Genomic DNA, 15,988 nt, shown 5'->3' with positions numbered 1-15,988 from the left:
CGGATGCAGGCCGCGTTTGTTCCTTGCAGCGCCGCGGGGCGGCGGTGGTCACAGGCTGTCGGGGACGCAGCGGTCTTCCCGAAGCCGCAGCAGGTTGTGAACATGGGTTGCCGCGATCTCGCCCTGCGACATGGCGACGGCGATCTGGTTCAGGCCGGTCACCACATCGCCCGCCGCGAAAACCCCCGGCATCGAGGTCTGCTGATGCGCGTCGGTCTGGATGCGGCCATCATCGGCCAGGTCCAGCCCCAATCCGGCGGCCAGGGCGTTCTGCGGATCGTTGCTGAGCCCGGAATAGACTGCGGCGAAGCGCAGGTCCTGCCCGGTCGAAAGGCCGACCCGGACTTCCTCATGCCGGAAATCCCAAGATGCGACAGGCTCCTGAAGAATTCGGACCTCGGCCTTGGCCAGCTTGTCCATCACCCTGTCGGACAGGTCCAGGTCATCCCCCAGGGTCAGCATCGTCACATGGGGCGTATAGTGGCGCAGGAACAGCGCCTCGCCCGCCGCGCAGGCTGCCGTCCCGATCACCGCGACCGGCTTGTCGGTCAGCTCATAGGCGTCGCAGACCGGACATTGCCGGATCAGCCCCTCGCGGACGTGATCAAGCGCGCCCTCGATGGGTGGCAGGCGGTCGCGGATGCCGGTGGCCAGGATCACATGCGATGCGGTGACGTCGCGCCCCGCCGCGATGCGGAACCGTTCGTCCGGCATCGGCACGATCCCGGTCGCCTTTTCCGCGATCGTGACGGCGCCGAAGTTCTGCAACTGGTCGCGCATCCGCGCCAGCAGGTCGTTGCCCCGGATCCCGTCGGGATAGCCGGGGTGGTTGTGGGACCGCGGGATCAGGGAGGCACGGCTTTGGCCCGCGTCGATCAGGACGGTCCTGCGGCGGAAACGGGCCAGATAGATCGCGGCGGTCAGCCCCGCAGGGCCGCCGCCGATGATGGCGCAGTCGAAATCCTCCGCCGCCATGGTTCAGATATCGGCCCGCTGGTCGCTTGCCGAAAGGGCGATGTACTGGCGCACCACGTCGGGCAATCCATCGTGGATGTCCGAAGCCATCGCCAGTTCCTCGTCCAGGTTCTGCTTCAGAAGGGGCAGGGCCTGGGTCATGTTGGCCTGTTCTGCGGCGGTCATCAGCGCGGTATAGGCCGCGATCTCGAAATGCTCGAAGGCGAAGTTCGCCAGCGAGTTCTTCAGGATCTCGTCGGTGGTCATGCTGTGGGTGACGGCCGCCATCGACCCGCTGAGCGACAGCATCGTGTCCTTCAGCCCCGAGGCGGATTCATTCACGCTTTCCAGGATCTGGTCCAGGCGCTGGATCTGGACCTCGGTCTCGCGGATATGGCGGTCCAGCAGGGCGGACACCTGCGGATAATGTTCCAGCCGGTTCAGTTGCGGCTGCATGATCGAAAGCGCCTGGTTTTCCATGGCGTGCGCATTGCGCAGACCGTCGATGAACACGTCATAGGCAGCGTCTGTCATGGTCTTGACCTCTTTGGTAAAGGTTGCCGGCGCGCCGGCCTGAGCCAGAAGAACCATTCCCGCCTGCATCTGTTCCGATTTGACAGGCGAATAAAGGTTAATCGGTTCCTGCCGGGGAAACGGGATGGATCCCGCCCGCGTTGATGTGCCGCACAGTCGGGAAAGGAAAAGCCATGGCAAACCAAGGCAGGGGCCGCGCCCAGGACCGCCGCAAGGTGGCGGGCGGACAGGACCACGAGGTCCGATACGAGGCCGAGAAGATGGACGTGTCCAGGGACGAGGTGCGCAAGGCCGTCAAGTCCGAGGGCAACAGCCGTAAGAAGGTCGAGGAGAAGCTGAAGAAATAGGCCGCCAAGAGGCCGCCTCCAGGCGGTCTATCTTTGCTTGGGGATGATGCTGATGCCGCCGCTGACCTCCAGCACGGCGGCGTCGATGTCGTCCAGTGTCTTAAGCCCCTGCTGTTCGCGCGCGGATTCCAGCACATCGCCGACGCTGACCCGGGCGCGCCGCATCGCCTCGGGGTCGATCTTTCCGTCGCTGATCAGCACCGTGGGATTGCCGTCCAGAAGCGAGCCCAGGCGCGGCGACCAGCCTTTCAGCCAGGCCAGCAGCACGTCGGTCGCAAACAGCGTCAGGATCAGCACGACCGCGTTGCTGATGGAAAAATCGTCGCCCAGCAGGGCCTGTTGCGTCGTCTCGGCGATGATCAGCAACAGCACGAAATCGAAGGGCGTCATCTGCGCCATGGTGCGGCGTCCCGACAGGCGGGTGGCGACCAGCAGGACAAGATAGATGGAGATGCCGCGAATGACCGAATCCATGGTTTCCTCCTGTCAGGGCAGCACGACGAGGTTGATCCGGCGCGTTTCGCCGGCGATGGTCATGTCGAAGCCGGTCCAGCCGAAGTGCATGGCGCGGATGTCGAACTTGACCTCGTGGGGCGGCGCATCGGCGGCCGGAAAGGTCATCGCCTGGGCGGCCGGGCGCAGGACGGTCTGGTCGGGTTCGGGCTGGATGCGTTCGATCATGAAGCGGTCGAAGAAGGGCTGCGACATGGTAATCTCATGGCTGTCGCCCGGTTCCCGGAAGGTGATGGACAAGTCGTCCGATCCTTCCCAGCGGGTGACGCGCGGGATTTCGACGCTGGCTGCCGCGAAATCGACGGTCTGCTTGTGAAACATCCCGCCGCTGCCGGTCAGCCCCAGGATCGCCAGCAGCATGACACCGCCGAACGCCCACCAGGCGATCCGCTGCACCCGCCAATAACGGCGCTGCCTTTCGCGGGGTTCGTCAAGCTGCAATCCGTCCGGCCTGATCGGCGGTATGTCCAAACGCGATCCCTGGGCCATGGCCCGTCCCCCAACCGGTTGCTTCTTCAAAGAAAAGCCGCTGGACAGGTTCCGGTTCCGTCCACCTTCAGGGGCGGGCGCCCGCGTCGATGGCGGGGGGATCCTCGGTCACCTCGGATGCGTGCCACAGGTTGCGGCCCAGGAAGATCACCACCACAAGGGCCGCGAGGATCGCCACCACCAGGATCCCGGCCCGGCCCAACCGCCGGGGTCCGGGCTTGGGTTCATGGCCCGTCATGACAGCGCCCAGATCGCGCCCAGGACGATCAGCAGGATCATCGCGACGGGCCAGATCAGGACCTGCCAGGCCAGCCTGTTGCGCACGGGCGCGGTGGCGCGGACGTAATCGGTGTCCGAGGGCTCGCCCGCCGTGCCGGCGGAACGGTCGATCGGGCCGGGCTCGGTCGTCTTGTCGCCGTCTTCGGTGGTGCTTGGCATGATCCTAGGTCCCCCTTGCCGCGCCGGGCGTCAGGACGACCTTGGTCCATTCGTCCTGATTGCCGTGAAAGTTCCTGTATCCGGTCGGCGCATCTTCCAGCGACAGGCGGTGAGAGATCAGGAAGGTCGTGTCGATCTCTCCCTCCAGAATGCGGTGCAGAAGCTGGCGGGTGTATTTCTGCACATGCGTCTGGCCGGTGCGGATCTGCAGTCCCTTCTCCATCAGCGCGCCGATGGGAAACTTGTCGGCCAGGCCGCCATAAACGCCGGGGATCGACACGCGCCCGCCCTTTCGGACCGCCATCAGCGCCATGCGCAGCGCATGGACGTTGTCGGCGCCGATGCCGACCTTCTGTTTCAGGGCGTCCATGATCCGGTCGGGGGCGAAGCCGTGGCTTTCCATGCCCACCGCGTCGATCACCGCGTCGGGACCGATGCCGCCGGTCATCTCCATCAAGGCCTCCAGCACATGGGTCTGGGTATAGTCGATGACCTTGGCGCCCAGCTTGCGCGCCAGATCCAGGCGGCCGGGGTAATGGTCGATGGCGATCACCTGATGGGCCCCCATCAGCAGCGCCGACTGGATCGCGAACAGCCCGACCGGCCCGCAGCCCCAGACGGCCACGGTGTCGCCGTCCTGGATGTCGGCGTTCTCGGCGGCCATCCAGCCGGTGGGCAGGATGTCGGACAGAAACAGCACCTGTTCGTCCGACACGCCGTCGGGCACAACGATCGGACCCACATCGGAAAACGGCACGCGCACATATTCCGCCTGCCCGCCCGGATAGCCGCCGGTCATGTGCGAATATCCGAAAAGCCCGCTCATCGGGTGGCCATACAGCAGTTCGGACGCTTCCTGCTTTTCCACCGGGTTGGAATTGTCGCAGGCCGAGAACTGCTGCTGCTGGCAGAAGAAGCAGGCGCCGCAGGAAATGGTGAAGGGCACCACCACCCGGTCGCCCTTCTTCAGGGTCGATTTCGGACCCGTTTCGACCACCCGGCCCATGAATTCGTGGCCCAGGATGTCGCCGGGGACCAGTCCGGGGATCACGCCGTCGTAAAGATGCAGGTCCGATCCGCAGATCGCGGTGGCCGTCACCTCGATGATGGCGTCGCGGGGGTTGACGATTTCCGGGTCGGGAACGGTATCGACGCGAACGTCATGCTTGCCATGCCAGGTCAATGCGCGCATCAGTCTGCCTTTCTGTTGGCCGAAGTGGCGATCTCGCCGGTTTCCAGAAGCATCTTCAGCCGCTTCAGATCCTGCTTGCCCCGGATCTTGGGGTCGGTGCCGCGCAGCCGGGCCGCCCATTGGCCGACGATGCCCGCCCGGGGGCGCCAGGCGATATGGGCCTCGACCTCGGTTCCGCGCCCGGCGGGGGCGTCGCGCAACTGGACCTTTGCCTCGATCTCGACCTCGGCGCCCTCCACGGACCGCCAGGCAAGCGCCTCGTCGCGGCGATCCTCGACCAAGCGGGTCTCGATGGACAGGTGGCCGTCGGGGGTGTCGATGACCCAGGTCACGTCATTGCCGTTGACCTGGACGGCGGCCAGGCCTTCCATGAAATCGGTCAGGTGGTCGGGGTTGCGCCACATCTCGTAGATGCGGCTGCGCGGCGCCTTGATGGTCACGGTGCGGCCCACGACCTGATAGCCGCCAAAGCTGGACCGTCTGGCGGTCCGGCCTGGCGCGCTGTCGTGCGGGCGCTTGGGATTGGATTGCATGGCCTTCCCGACGGCCAGGCCCGCGCCGATGGACAGGGCAAGAACGGTGGCCGCAAGGGGCAGGTCGGGGGAACGTCGGGTCATCCGGGCCTCCATGGAAAATGCGGCCGCCTTGCCCGGCGGCCGCAATCGGTCTCAGCGCGACTTCTGGTAAAGCTTGGCCGCGATCTCGAACATCTCCTCGGGGGCGTAATCGGGGGTAAAGGCCGAGGGCACGCCCGTCAGGTCATGGATCTTGCCGCCGTCGGGCAGGCCGTCCACCACTTCCAGTTCGCCGGGCGGATCGTCGGGCAGGGCGGTCTCGCCGCCGCCGCCCCAGATGCCGCGCATTTCCTGATAATCGCTGGGGCTGAAGGTATAAAGGCGGCGGTGCGACCCTTCGGCCAGGTATTTCTGGCATTCCGGGATGTTGCCCAGCGGGATGTTCGGCGTGGGCAGGAACTTGTCCAGATCGACGCCGGTGATCTTCTTCAGCGCCAGGGCATAGGCATGGGCATGGACCGATCCGCGCACCAGCAGGTATCCGCAAACCTCGCGCCCGGTGATGTTGGCATCGGTCAGCGATTCATAGACCCGCAACTTGTGCAGCCGCGCGCCGCATTCCAGGTGGAAGTTGTGCAGAAGGTCCATGATGACGTTGCCGGTCGTGGTCACCATGTCCGCGTTCCAGGACATCGAGTTCGAGTTGACCGGGATCGCCCCGCCCGCATGGCTGTAGAACGAGGCCGCCGACCGGATGTCCTTCATCTCCTCGAAGGGCGCGTTCGAGATGTCGCCGCCGAATTTCTCGTCCCTTCCGGGCTCGTCGGGGCCGTTGTTCAGCATGGCCACGCCGTTGCTGACCAGTTCGACATGGCCCAGTTCCTCGGCCGTGATCGACGCGACCAGGCTGTAGAAGGGGCGCAGCTTCGACTTGCTGCGGAAATTGAAGCTTTGGAACATATAGTTCCCCAGCGTAGACATTTCGCCATACTTGCCGCCAAGCAGTTCCTGAAGGGCGGCGCCAGCATTGGGATCCTGGCGCTTGGGGGCGGGCAGTTCGACTTGCAGCTTATCGACTCGCAGGAACATGGACGTTCTCCGGGGATGAGGAATGCGGGGGGGAAACAACCCTCCACCCGGATCCGTTCCCCCGGCGCGGCCAACAAAGGTTAACGACTTGGCTGCGCCGTCGCCGGCCATGTGACCTGGCGGGCCCTTATTTTCCTGCGGAGAAATTTTTTCCCCAAAAATCCCGTGAGAGTTGAATTTCAATAAAGACCTTTGCTAGCCTTTCAAGACAGACAGCAGAACGCCATCAGAACTGCAACCGAGGAGGTAGCAATGTCGGACAGACATGCCACCGCACCCGAGAAGCAAGAACCAACGCGCCGCGGAGAGATGGCGCAGTTCCTGCTTCTGGCTTTTGGTATCTGGCCAATCGTTGCCGTAGCTTTCGTGGGGGGCTACGGCTTTCTTGTCTGGATATACCAGATGATCGCCGGACCCCCTGGCCCGTCGGGGCATTAGGACATGGACGCCCGTCCCGGCATATCGAGACGGAACCTCTTGCGCGGCATGGCCCGCCCTGCGCCATTCATGCCGCGCCCGCCGGGGGTCTCGATCACGTCGCTAGGCGCGTGCACGGCCTGCGGGGCCTGCGTGGAAGCCTGTCCTCAGGCGATCCTGGCTCTGGCGCCGGACGGGGTGGCGATAAGGCCTGAGGCAGGCGAATGCCTCTTTTGCGGCGATTGCGCCGCGTCCTGTCCCGAACCGGTCTTCCTGCCCGACCGGCGCATGGGCCATGTGATGCAAATCTCGGCTGGATGCCTGGTCCATGCGGGCATCGCCTGCATGAGCTGCCGGGATGCCTGTCCCGAACAGGCGATCACGATGCAGCCACGGATCGGCGCACCGTTCCTGCCGCGGATCGACACGGCCGCCTGCACCGGCTGCGGGGCCTGTTCGGCAACCTGCCCGGCGGGGGCCATCCCCGCCATGAAACGGGAAACCGAGGAAAGAGAGGTCGAGGATGCCTGAGCCACGCTGGCATGTGTCATCCGCCGTCGTGACGGTCGCCCCGGAAGCGATGGCAGAGGTTCGCGACCTGGTCGGGCGGCTGGAAGGCGTCGAAATCCACGGAGGCGACGCCACCCGCCTGATCGTCACCATCGAAGGGAATAGCACCGGGACGCTGGGGGACCGGCTGACCGAAATCAACCTGATGAAGGGCGTTCTCGCGGCCAGCATGGTCTTCGAACACGCCGAGGAAACGGAGGAACTACCATGCCCCTTGACCTGACCCGGCGCCAGCTTCTCAAGGCGCATGCCGCAGCGCTTGCCGCGTCCGCCGCGGGCCTGCCGCAGCAGGCGCTGTCCCAGCCCGTTCCGGGCGGGGTCGAGGCGCTGAAGATCCAGTGGTCCAAGGCGCCCTGCCGGTTCTGCGGCACCGGCTGCGGCGTGATGGTCGGGGTCAAGGAAGGCAAGGTCGTCGCAACCCATGGCGACATGCAGCACGAGGTCAATCGCGGGCTGAACTGCGTCAAGGGCTATTTCCTGTCCAAGATCATGTACGGCGCCGACCGCCTGACCACGCCGCTGATGCGCAAGACGAACGGCCAGTTCGACAAGAACGGCGAATTCGAGCCGGTCAGCTGGGACGAGGCCTTCGACGTCATGGCCGAAAGGGTCAAGAAGGTCCTGGCCGAAAAGGGTCCCGAGGGGATCGGCATGTTCGGGTCGGGCCAGTGGACCGTGCTGGAGGGATATGCGGCGACCAAGCTGATGCGGGCGGGGTTCCGGTCGAACAACCTCGATCCCAATGCGCGCCACTGCATGGCCTCGGCCGCCGTGGCCTTTATGCGCACCTTCGGCATCGACGAGCCGATGGGCTGCTATGACGATTTCGAACATGCCGATGCCTTCGTGTTGTGGGGATCGAACATGGCCGAGATGCATCCGATCCTGTGGACCCGGCTGGCCGACCGCCGCCTGGGAACGCCGCATGTGAAATGCGCGGTCCTGTCCACCTTCACCCACCGGTCGATGGATCTGGCCGACATCCCGATCGTGTTCAAGCCGGGCACCGACCTGGCGATCCTGAACTATATCGCCAACCACATCATCCAGACCGGGCGCGTGAACCAGGACTTCGTGGACCGGCATACGGTCTTCAAGAAAGGCGCCACCAATATCGGCTATGGCCTGCGGCCCGAACACGAACTGGAACTGGCCGCCACCGGCGCCGGCAATCCCGGCCTGATGGAGGACAGCGACTTCGAGGCCTTCAAGGAGCATGTCTCGACCTATACGCTGGACTACGTCAGCGAGCTTTCCGGGGTCGAGCCGGGCTTCCTGGAGGATCTGGCCGAGATTTACGCAGATCCCGAACGGAAGGTCATGTCGCTGTGGACGATGGGGTTCAACCAGCATGTCCGGGGCGTCTGGGCCAACCAGATGCTCTATAACATCCATCTGCTGACCGGAAAGATCTCGGAACCGGGCAATTCGCCCTTCTCGCTGACGGGCCAACCCTCGGCCTGCGGCACGGCGCGCGAGGTGGGGACCTTTGCCCACCGCCTGCCCGCCGACATGGTGGTCACGAACCCCGAACATGTCGCCCATACCGAGGAATTGTGGAAGCTGCCGCACGGGCTTCTGAACACGAAGCCCGGCTTTCACGCCGTGCTGCAGGACCGGATGCTGAAGGACGGGGTGCTGAACTTCTATTGGATCCAGGTGAACAACAACCTTCAGGCCGCGCCCAATTCCCAGAACGAGACATACCAAGGCTATCGCAACCCCGACAACCTGATCGTGGTGTCGGACGCCTATCCGACGGTGACGGCGATGGCCGCCGACATCATCCTTCCGGCCGCCATGTGGGTCGAGAAGGAAGGCGTCTATGGCAATGCCGAACGGCGCACCCATGCCTGGCACCAGCTTGTCGACGCGCCGGGCGAGGCACGGTCGGATCTGTGGCAGCTTGTCGAATTCTCGAAACGCTTCACCACCGACGAAACCTGGCCCGCCGAGATCCTCGACGCCCACCCCGAGTTTCGCGGCAAGACCCTGTTCGACGTCTGCTTCGCCAACGGCCAGGTGGACCAATTCCCGCTGGCAGACCTGCGCGAGGATTACGCGAACCAGGAGGCCAGGGATTTCGGCTTCTACATCCAGAAGGGCCTGTTCGAGGAATATGCCGCATTCGGTCGCGGGCACGGCCACGACCTTGCCCCCTATGACGTCTATCAAAGCGACGATGTGCGCGGTCTGCGATGGCCGGTCGTGGACGGCCAGGAAACCCTGTGGCGCTTCCGCGAGGGTTACGATCCTTACGTCAAGCCGGGCAAGGGGGTCGAATTCTATGGCAACCCCGATGGCCGGGCGGTCATCATCGCCGTTCCCTATGAACCGCCCGCCGAAAGCCCCGACGACGAATTCGACATGTGGCTAGTGACGGGCCGGGTTCTGGAACACTGGCATTCCGGGTCGATGACGATGCGCGTGCCCGAGCTTTACAAGGCCTTTCCGGGCGCCAAGGTCTTCATGAACGCCATCGACGCCCGCGAGCGCGGCCTGAACCAGGGGATGGAGGTGCGCATCGTCTCTCGCCGGGGCGAGATCCGCAGCCGCGTGGAAACCCGCGGCCGCAACCGGATGCCGCCCGGCGTGATCTTCGTGCCCTGGTTTGACGCCAGCCAACTGATCAACAAGGTGACGCTGGACGCGACGGACCCGATCTCGAAGCAGACCGATTTCAAGAAATGCGCGGTCCGGGTGGAGCGCGTGTGATGGGACAGATCCGCCTTTCGCTTGTCCTTGCCGCCTGCTTTGCCGCCAGCTTCGTCATGGCGCAGAACGTGTCCGAACTGTCCGGGCCCCAGCCCGATCCGATGCAGTCGGGTCCGGCCGCGCCGATCCCCCGCTTCGTCACCGACGACGTGCGGCAGATGCGCGCCTATCCCGAACAGCCGCCGATCATTCCCCATTCGATCGAGGGATATCAGCTTTCGGTCAACACCAACCGCTGCATGTCCTGCCACACGCGCGAGATGACGCAAGGGTCCGGCGCGCCGATGATCTCGATCACCCATTACATGACGCGCGAGGGGCAGATGCTGGCCGACGTGTCGCCCAGGCGCTATTTCTGCACCCAGTGCCATGTGCCCCAGGCGGATGCGGCCGCCCTGATCGAGAACACCTTCACCGACATGTCCGAGATGGGCGCGACCGGCGCGGGGAGGGAATGACATGCGCCGGATCCTGCAACCTTTCCGCTGGTTCTGGCGTGTCCTGTGGACCCCGGCGGGCACCCTGGGTTTGGGTTTCCTGACGCTTGGCGGCTTTGTCGGCGGCGTCGTGTTCTGGGGGGCGTTCAACACGGCCCTGGAATTCACCAATACCGAGGGCTTCTGCATTTCCTGCCACGAGATGCGCGACAACGTGTACGAGGAAATGTCCCACACGGTCCATTACTCGAACCGGTCCGGGGTGCGGGCGGGTTGCCCTGCATGTCACGTTCCGCATGACTGGACCGACAAGATCGCCCGCAAGATGCAGGCCTCGAAAGAGGTCTGGGGTTCGATCTTCGGCACCATCGACACAAGGCAGGAGTTTCTGGAACATCGCCTGGTGATGGCCAAGCGCGAATGGGCGCGGCTCAAGGCGAATGACAGCCTGGAATGCCGCAACTGCCATTCGGCCATCGCGATGGACCTGGGACGACAAGCCCCCCGCGCGGCCGAAATCCACACCAGGTATCTTCTGTCCGGCGAACGCACCTGCATCGAATGCCACCAGGGCATCGCCCACGAACTGCCGGACATGACGGGCGTGGATCCCGGCTGGACCGTGCCACCCGAGCTTCAGGGAGAGATCCTGCCGGGGATGACGCAAGCAGAGGAGGTCCGAAGCTATCTGGGCCAGTTGCCCTGAGCATCGGGCGTTGGGCCGGCCGAAGCGTGGGCGGCACGGTGCAAGGATGTCAGCGCGCCGGCCGGTCCAGGAAGAAGCGCACCATCTCGGCACTGGCATCGGGGCCTTGGGGGTCGGTATAGGATCCGCCGGGCTTGCCGCCCGACCAGGCATGTCCCAAACCGTTGACGATCCAGTGTTCCAGAAGGATGCGGCCGTCCACAAGCGCGGTGATCTCGCGGCTGTAACCGCGAGAGCCGATCCTGCCGGTCTTGCGTTCCAGAACGGTCTGGTCGGGTCCTGCGGCCAGGGTGGCTGCGGCGATCCGCTCTCCGTTCAGGGGATGGACGGTCCGGTCGGCGCTGCCGTGAAAGACGATGGTCGGAGTCGGTCTTGCGTCCCGGCGCGGCGCGGTCTGGCCGGGGTCGTTGCCGTTCATGGCGGCGAAGGCGGAAGGGACATCCCTGGCAGCGCCGAAGGGCAGGCCGGAATGGGCGCCGACCGCGGCAAAGACATCGGGATGCGTCTGGCCCAGGATGACGGCCATGGCCGCACCGGCGGAAAGACCCGCCACGAAGATCCGGTCCCGGGGCACCTTGTGGCGGCCTGCCAGGTCAAGCGTCATCTGCGCCAGGATCTCGGGCTCGCCCCGGCCCCGGCGCTGATCGCCGATGCTGAACCAGTTCCAGCAGGACTGGGCGTTCTCGCCGCGCGACTGATGGGGATAAAGGATCAGCAGCCGGTGTTCTTCGGCCAAGGCGTTCATGCCCGTCCCGCGCGCGAAATCGGCCGGGGTCTGCGTGCAGCCGTGCAGCATGACGATCATGCCCCGGATGCCCTTGCCGGCCGAGGCGGGCAGATAGGCCAGATACTCGCGGCTGCCTGCCTTGCAGGAGAAGCGGTCGGTCGTGATGCTGGCGCCCGGCGGAACCGGATCCGCGGCGGATTGCGCGCCCGACGGTCCAAAGGGCGGTTGAAAGCCCGTCCCCTCGCCCGGAACGCTCAGCCCATGCTGGGCCAGGGTGCGTTGCACAAGATCGTTCGGCCCGTCAAGCCGAAGCTTGGCCATCGCCTGGCGCAAGGCGCCGACGTCAAAGGTCTTCATCCGTTTGTCCTTTGCAGGGGCTAGAGAATTCGGTCCGCCAGGGCCTTCCTGACGTCGGGGCTGGCCTGCAACGCCCCCAAGACCGAGATCGAACCGATCGTGGCCCTTGCCAGTTCCGGCGTGATGTCCGGGTCGAAGCGTGCCAGGCCGACCACCTTCACATGCAGGACCTCACCGGCCTTTTGGGCGGCCTCAAGCTCGGCCCGGCTGAAATCCCTCAGGCCCATGTCCATCATGTGCCGTTCGACGGACCGGGCGACGATGTCGCGGTGGCTGTCCAGCTGGTTGCGGATCGCCGTCCTGATGAAGTCGCTGCGGTTCGAATAGAATCCTTCCTGGACCAGAAGATCGATGCGGCCAAGATCGACATAGCCGAGGTTGATCGTGATCTTTTCGGTTTCGGGTGTCTTGTCCCGCAGGCTACGTATCTCTGCCATCATTTTCATTCCATCCACATGGATGGTATATGGATGATATGAAATCAGGATCAAGGGTGGATCTTGGCCGTGACGCGAAAAACTGGAGGAAGCAGAGCGCCTTCTGTCCCAGGACGGTTCTTCGGGCGCCGTTCCAGACGGTGCGCATCTTCGCTTCAAGCCGGTTCTGCTGCGACAGGCATGGCCCAACCGAGTGATATGCCAAGAACCGGATGGTGGCTTGGTCGGGCAGTTCGATCAGCATAACTGGCTGAATAGCATCACTGATCCAACGGGCATGTCGCAGCGATAACCATTGGTCGGATGCCGAATAATTTATTCTTTATTATGAATTCGAATCTGAGTAGCCTTCCCGGATCATCACATGTCCAGGAGGGGAGGCCTGCATGACTGATCACCTGATCGCCATCCTATTGCTTTGTGCGATGTTCGTTATCGCCACATTATTGCCCATCAACATCGGTGTTCTTGCCTTCGTCGGCGCATTCCTGGTGGGAACACTGGTTGCCGGGGTAACCACCCGCGACATCATCGCCGACTTTCCCAGCGGGTTGTTCCTGACGCTGGCGGGCATCACCTGGCTGTTCGCACTGGCCCAGAACAACGGCACGATCGACTGGATCGTCCGTGCCGCCGTCCGGGCGGTCAAGGGCCGGGTCGGGCTTATTCCCTGGATCATGTTCGCGATCGCAGCGGTGCTGACCTCGATCGGCGCCGTGACGCCCGGGGCCGTGGCGATCGTCGCCCCCATCGCCCTCAGCTTTGCCTTCCGGTATCAGATTTCTCCTCTCCTGATGGGGATGATGGTGGCCATGGGCGCCTCTGCCGGGGCCTTCTCGCCCTTGGGGATATTCGGCGGCATCACGAATGGCGTCGTCGAACGCGCGGGCCTGCCGCTGAGCCCGCTGACCACCGCTGCCGCCAGCTTCCTGTGCAACGGCATCGTCGTCCTGATCCTGTTCATGATGCTGGGCGGACGTGAGCTGATGCGCGCCCGTGCCGACCTGGGCGAAGCCTATCCCGTCCCCCATGTCGAGATCGCCCGGTCGGCCAGCGGCCCGCAAATCTTCGGTGACAGCGAGGCCGAGGCCCTGTCGAAGCGCGTAGCGAAGGAAGGCGGAGGCGGCGACACCAACAAGCTGGTCGATGACGTGTCCTATGCCAACATGAAGGATGGCAGCCCGGTCCAGATCCTGACCCTGGTCGGCCTGGCGGCCGTTGCCCTCATGGTTCTGGCCTTCAAGATGGACATCGGCTTTGTCTCGCTCACGGTCGGCCTGCTGATCGCGCTTTGCCAGCCGACCCATCAGAAGCGTTCCGTCGGGCAGATCGCCTGGCCGGAAATCATGCTGATCACCGGCGTCGGAACCTATATCGCCGTGCTCGAGAACATGGGAACCATCGACTTCGTGGGCAACAGCGTGGCCTCGATGGCGTCGCCGATGCTGGCGGCGCTGCTGCTGTTCTATATCGGCGGCATCGTGTCGGCCTTTGCCTCCTCGACGGCCTTGCTGGGGGCGCTGATCCCGCTTGCCGTTCCGTTCCTGCAAGGGGACGGCGGCATCGGCGCGATCAGCTTCATTGCCGGCATGGCCGTGGCATCGACGATTGTGGATGTCAGCCCCTTCTCGACCAGCGGGGCCCTGGTTCTGGCCAACGCACAAGGAATCGACAGGCAGATCTTCTTCAAGCAGCTGATGAAGTTCGGCACGCTCGTCACCCTGGTCTCGCCGCTGGTCCTGTGGCTGATCTTCGTCGTCATCCCCAACTGAGAGCAACTGCGGCCGGGGGTACTGCCCCCGGCCGGATCGGAGGAAGTCGGGGCGGAAAGCCACAGGCCCATTGACACGTCATTCGTAATAATGAATACATTATGCAAATAGGCAGCGCCTGGCGCTTTGAGTGAGGGAACCCAGATGACCCATGTTTCCGGACGGCACTTTCTGCAGATACCCGGCCCAAGCCCGGTGCCCGACCGTGTCCTGCGCGCGATGTCCGCACAGGTGATCGACCACCGCAGCCCCGAGTTCGGCGAACTGGGACTTGAGGCGCTTGCCGCGATCAAGACCATCTTCAAGACCACGCAGGACGTGATCATCTATCCGTCCTCGGGCACCGGGGCATGGGAAGCGGCGCTTGCCAATGTCCTTCGGGAAGGCGACAGCGTCCTGATGTATGAAACCGGCCATTTTGCCACGCTGTGGAAGAAGATGGCCGAGAAGCTTGGCATCGAGGCCGAGTTCATCGGCGGGGACTGGCGTTCCGGGGCCGATCCCGACCAGATCGAACAGCGCCTTCGCGCCGACAGCGGCCACAAGATAAAGGCTGTCTGCGTCGTCCACAACGAAACCTCGACCGGCTCGGTCTCGCCGATCGCCGATGTGCGGCGCGCCCTTGATGCGGCCGGACACCCGGCGCTGCTGATGGTGGATACGATTTCCGGGCTGGGGTCGATCGATTTCCGGTTCGACGAATGGGGCGTCGATGTGGCGGTCTCGGGGTCGCAGAAGGGCCTGATGCTGCCGCCGGGGATCAGCTTCAACGCGGTCAGCGCCAAGGCGGTGGAGGTGTCGAAGGCGGGGGGCACACGCCGGTCCTATTGGGATTGGCACGACATGATCGCCATCAATGCCAAGGGCTATTTCCCTTACACCCCGGCGACCAACATGCTCTATGGCCTGGTCGAGGCCATCAAGATGATGCACGAGGAAGGGCTGGACACGATCTTCGCCCGGCACCAGCGTCACGGCGCGGCCACGCGTGCCGCCGTGCGTGCCTGGGGGCTGGATGTGCTGTGCAACCGCCAGGGACACGAAAGCGGCGTCCTGACGGCCGTCGTCATGCCCGAAGGGCACAGCGCCGACCATTTCCGGTCCGAGGCCCTGCGTCACTACAACATCTCTCTGGGAAGCGGGCTGTCGAAGGTGGCGGACAAGATTTTCCGCATCGGCCATCTGGGCGACATCAACGACCTGACCCTGATCGGGGCGCTGAGCGGCGTCGAGATGGGATTGGCCAAGGCCAAGGTTCCGCATGAAAAGGGCGGCGTCGGCGTTGCCATGCAATACCTGCAGGAAACGCCCGCACCCGGGATCGATGCCTGACAAGGCCGATGGCGCGCCCGCCAAGGGCGCCCCATGATCGCAGACAAGAGGCCACGCGCGCTGATGACGTCCCCCCTGCACATCCCCACTTACGCGGACATGCTGTCTGCGCATGAGCGCATCCAGCCTCATATCCGCCGCACGCCGGTGCGGACCTCGGATTATCTCGACGAGTTGACGGGGGCGCGGTTGTTCTTCAAGTGCGAGAACTTCCAGGAGCCCGGCGCCTTCAAGGTGCGCGGCGCCGCCAATGCGGTCTTTGGCCTGGACGAGGCGCAGGCGGCGCGGGGGGTTGCCACGCATTCCTCGGGCAACCACGCCTCCTGCCTCAGCTATGCGGCGATGCGGCGGGGCATTCCCTGCAACGTGGTGATGCCGCGCACCGCGCCGCAGGCCAAGAAGGACACGGTGCGCCGCTATGGGGGCGTGATCACGGAATGCGAGCCC

The 15,988-nt window shown here is 64.4% G+C and carries 21 protein-coding genes; 10 read left to right on the top strand and 11 right to left on the bottom strand.

The window, feature by feature from the left end:
* Positions 1–48: 48 nt before the first annotated feature.
* Positions 49–975: an NAD(P)/FAD-dependent oxidoreductase gene (locus IEX25_RS13410; RefSeq protein ID WP_188715562.1), complete on the bottom strand. Its 927-nt coding sequence runs from the start codon at positions 973–975 to the stop codon at positions 49–51.
* Between the two features lie 3 nt (positions 976–978).
* On the bottom strand, positions 979–1,488 hold the full coding sequence (locus IEX25_RS13405) for a ferritin-like domain-containing protein (protein WP_103174395.1): 510 nt from the start codon (positions 1,486–1,488) through the stop codon (positions 979–981).
* A gap of 173 nt (positions 1,489–1,661) precedes the next feature.
* Between IEX25_RS13405 and IEX25_RS13400 the strand changes: the two genes are divergently transcribed.
* Positions 1,662–1,835: a DUF3606 domain-containing protein gene (locus tag IEX25_RS13400; protein WP_188715561.1), complete on the top strand. Its 174-nt coding sequence runs from the start codon at positions 1,662–1,664 to the stop codon at positions 1,833–1,835.
* A gap of 27 nt (positions 1,836–1,862) precedes the next feature.
* Here the strand turns inward: IEX25_RS13400 and IEX25_RS13395 are convergent, their stop codons facing one another.
* From IEX25_RS13395 to IEX25_RS13365, 7 genes are all read right to left on the bottom strand, one after another.
* Positions 1,863–2,309 carry a DUF421 domain-containing protein gene (locus tag IEX25_RS13395; protein ID WP_103174382.1) on the bottom strand — a complete coding sequence of 149 codons (447 nt, stop codon included), beginning with the start codon at positions 2,307–2,309 and terminating at the stop codon, positions 1,863–1,865.
* Between the two features lie 12 nt (positions 2,310–2,321).
* Positions 2,322–2,837, bottom strand: a complete 516-nt coding sequence (locus IEX25_RS13390; protein ID WP_188715559.1) for a hypothetical protein — start codon at positions 2,835–2,837, stop codon at positions 2,322–2,324.
* 67 nt (positions 2,838–2,904) lie between these two features.
* A complete protein-coding gene (locus IEX25_RS13385; protein ID WP_188715558.1) occupies positions 2,905–3,075 on the bottom strand; it encodes a hypothetical protein in 171 nt (56 codons plus the stop codon).
* A complete protein-coding gene (locus IEX25_RS13380) occupies positions 3,072–3,275 on the bottom strand; it encodes a hypothetical protein (RefSeq protein WP_188715557.1) in 204 nt (67 codons plus the stop codon). Before IEX25_RS13380 ends, IEX25_RS13385 begins: the two co-directional genes overlap by 4 nt.
* A 4-nt stretch (positions 3,276–3,279) precedes the next feature.
* Positions 3,280–4,467 carry a zinc-dependent alcohol dehydrogenase gene (locus tag IEX25_RS13375; protein ID WP_188715556.1) on the bottom strand — a complete coding sequence of 396 codons (1,188 nt, stop codon included), beginning with the start codon at positions 4,465–4,467 and terminating at the stop codon, positions 3,280–3,282.
* A complete protein-coding gene (locus IEX25_RS13370; RefSeq protein WP_188715555.1) occupies positions 4,467–5,084 on the bottom strand; it encodes an SRPBCC family protein in 618 nt (205 codons plus the stop codon). Before IEX25_RS13370 ends, IEX25_RS13375 begins: the two co-directional genes overlap by 1 nt.
* A 51-nt stretch (positions 5,085–5,135) precedes the next feature.
* Positions 5,136–6,071 (bottom strand): manganese catalase family protein, encoded by a 936-nt coding sequence (locus tag IEX25_RS13365; protein WP_188715554.1) that lies wholly within the window; start codon positions 6,069–6,071, stop codon positions 5,136–5,138.
* A 252-nt stretch (positions 6,072–6,323) separates the two neighbouring features.
* Between IEX25_RS13365 and napE the strand changes: the two genes are divergently transcribed.
* Genes napE through IEX25_RS13335 form a run of 6 tightly spaced genes read left to right on the top strand, consistent with a single transcriptional unit; the run spans position 6,324 to position 10,916 of the window.
* A complete protein-coding gene (napE, locus tag IEX25_RS13360) occupies positions 6,324–6,509 on the top strand; it encodes a periplasmic nitrate reductase, NapE protein (protein WP_103174394.1) in 186 nt (61 codons plus the stop codon).
* Positions 6,510–6,512: 3 nt separating this feature from the next.
* Positions 6,513–7,019 (top strand): ferredoxin-type protein NapF, encoded by a 507-nt coding sequence (locus IEX25_RS13355; protein ID WP_188715553.1) that lies wholly within the window; start codon positions 6,513–6,515, stop codon positions 7,017–7,019.
* The gene (locus tag IEX25_RS13350) at positions 7,012–7,281 is read left to right on the top strand and encodes a chaperone NapD (protein WP_188715552.1); all 270 of its coding nucleotides are present in this window, start codon (positions 7,012–7,014) and stop codon (positions 7,279–7,281) included. The genes IEX25_RS13355 and IEX25_RS13350 overlap by 8 nt, the downstream gene beginning before the upstream one ends.
* Positions 7,266–9,773: a periplasmic nitrate reductase subunit alpha gene (napA, locus tag IEX25_RS13345; RefSeq protein WP_188715551.1), complete on the top strand. Its 2,508-nt coding sequence runs from the start codon at positions 7,266–7,268 to the stop codon at positions 9,771–9,773. The genes IEX25_RS13350 and napA overlap by 16 nt, the downstream gene beginning before the upstream one ends.
* Positions 9,773–10,231 carry a nitrate reductase cytochrome c-type subunit gene (locus IEX25_RS13340; protein ID WP_229665197.1) on the top strand — a complete coding sequence of 153 codons (459 nt, stop codon included), beginning with the start codon at positions 9,773–9,775 and terminating at the stop codon, positions 10,229–10,231. The genes napA and IEX25_RS13340 overlap by 1 nt, the downstream gene beginning before the upstream one ends.
* Position 10,232: 1 nt before the next feature.
* Entirely contained in the window at positions 10,233–10,916 is a 684-nt protein-coding gene (locus IEX25_RS13335; protein ID WP_188715548.1) for a NapC/NirT family cytochrome c, read from the top strand.
* A 49-nt stretch (positions 10,917–10,965) separates the two neighbouring features.
* On the opposite strand, the gene IEX25_RS13330 is transcribed toward IEX25_RS13335, so the two are convergent.
* Together IEX25_RS13330 and IEX25_RS13325 are read right to left on the bottom strand one after the other, a co-directional pair.
* Positions 10,966–12,000 carry an extracellular catalytic domain type 1 short-chain-length polyhydroxyalkanoate depolymerase gene (locus tag IEX25_RS13330; protein ID WP_188715545.1) on the bottom strand — a complete coding sequence of 345 codons (1,035 nt, stop codon included), beginning with the start codon at positions 11,998–12,000 and terminating at the stop codon, positions 10,966–10,968.
* 20 nt (positions 12,001–12,020) lie between these two features.
* Positions 12,021–12,437: a ribbon-helix-helix domain-containing protein gene (locus IEX25_RS13325; RefSeq protein WP_188715544.1), complete on the bottom strand. Its 417-nt coding sequence runs from the start codon at positions 12,435–12,437 to the stop codon at positions 12,021–12,023.
* A gap of 386 nt (positions 12,438–12,823) precedes the next feature.
* On the opposite strand from IEX25_RS13325, the gene IEX25_RS13320 reads away from it, so the two are divergent.
* From IEX25_RS13320 to IEX25_RS13310, 3 genes are all read left to right on the top strand, one after another.
* Positions 12,824–14,209: an SLC13 family permease gene (locus IEX25_RS13320; protein WP_188715542.1), complete on the top strand. Its 1,386-nt coding sequence runs from the start codon at positions 12,824–12,826 to the stop codon at positions 14,207–14,209.
* A gap of 144 nt (positions 14,210–14,353) precedes the next feature.
* A complete protein-coding gene (locus IEX25_RS13315; protein WP_188715541.1) occupies positions 14,354–15,541 on the top strand; it encodes a pyridoxal-phosphate-dependent aminotransferase family protein in 1,188 nt (395 codons plus the stop codon).
* A 33-nt stretch (positions 15,542–15,574) separates the two neighbouring features.
* The coding region (locus tag IEX25_RS13310; protein ID WP_229665195.1) for a pyridoxal-phosphate dependent enzyme at positions 15,575–15,988 on the top strand (414 nt) is incomplete at its 3' end.

The organism is Paracoccus acridae, assembly GCF_014642735.1.
Classification (GTDB): domain Bacteria; phylum Pseudomonadota; class Alphaproteobacteria; order Rhodobacterales; family Rhodobacteraceae; genus Paracoccus; species Paracoccus acridae.
The sequence above is the reverse complement of the archived record's forward strand: the minus strand, read 5'-3'. Positions and strand labels throughout refer to the sequence as shown.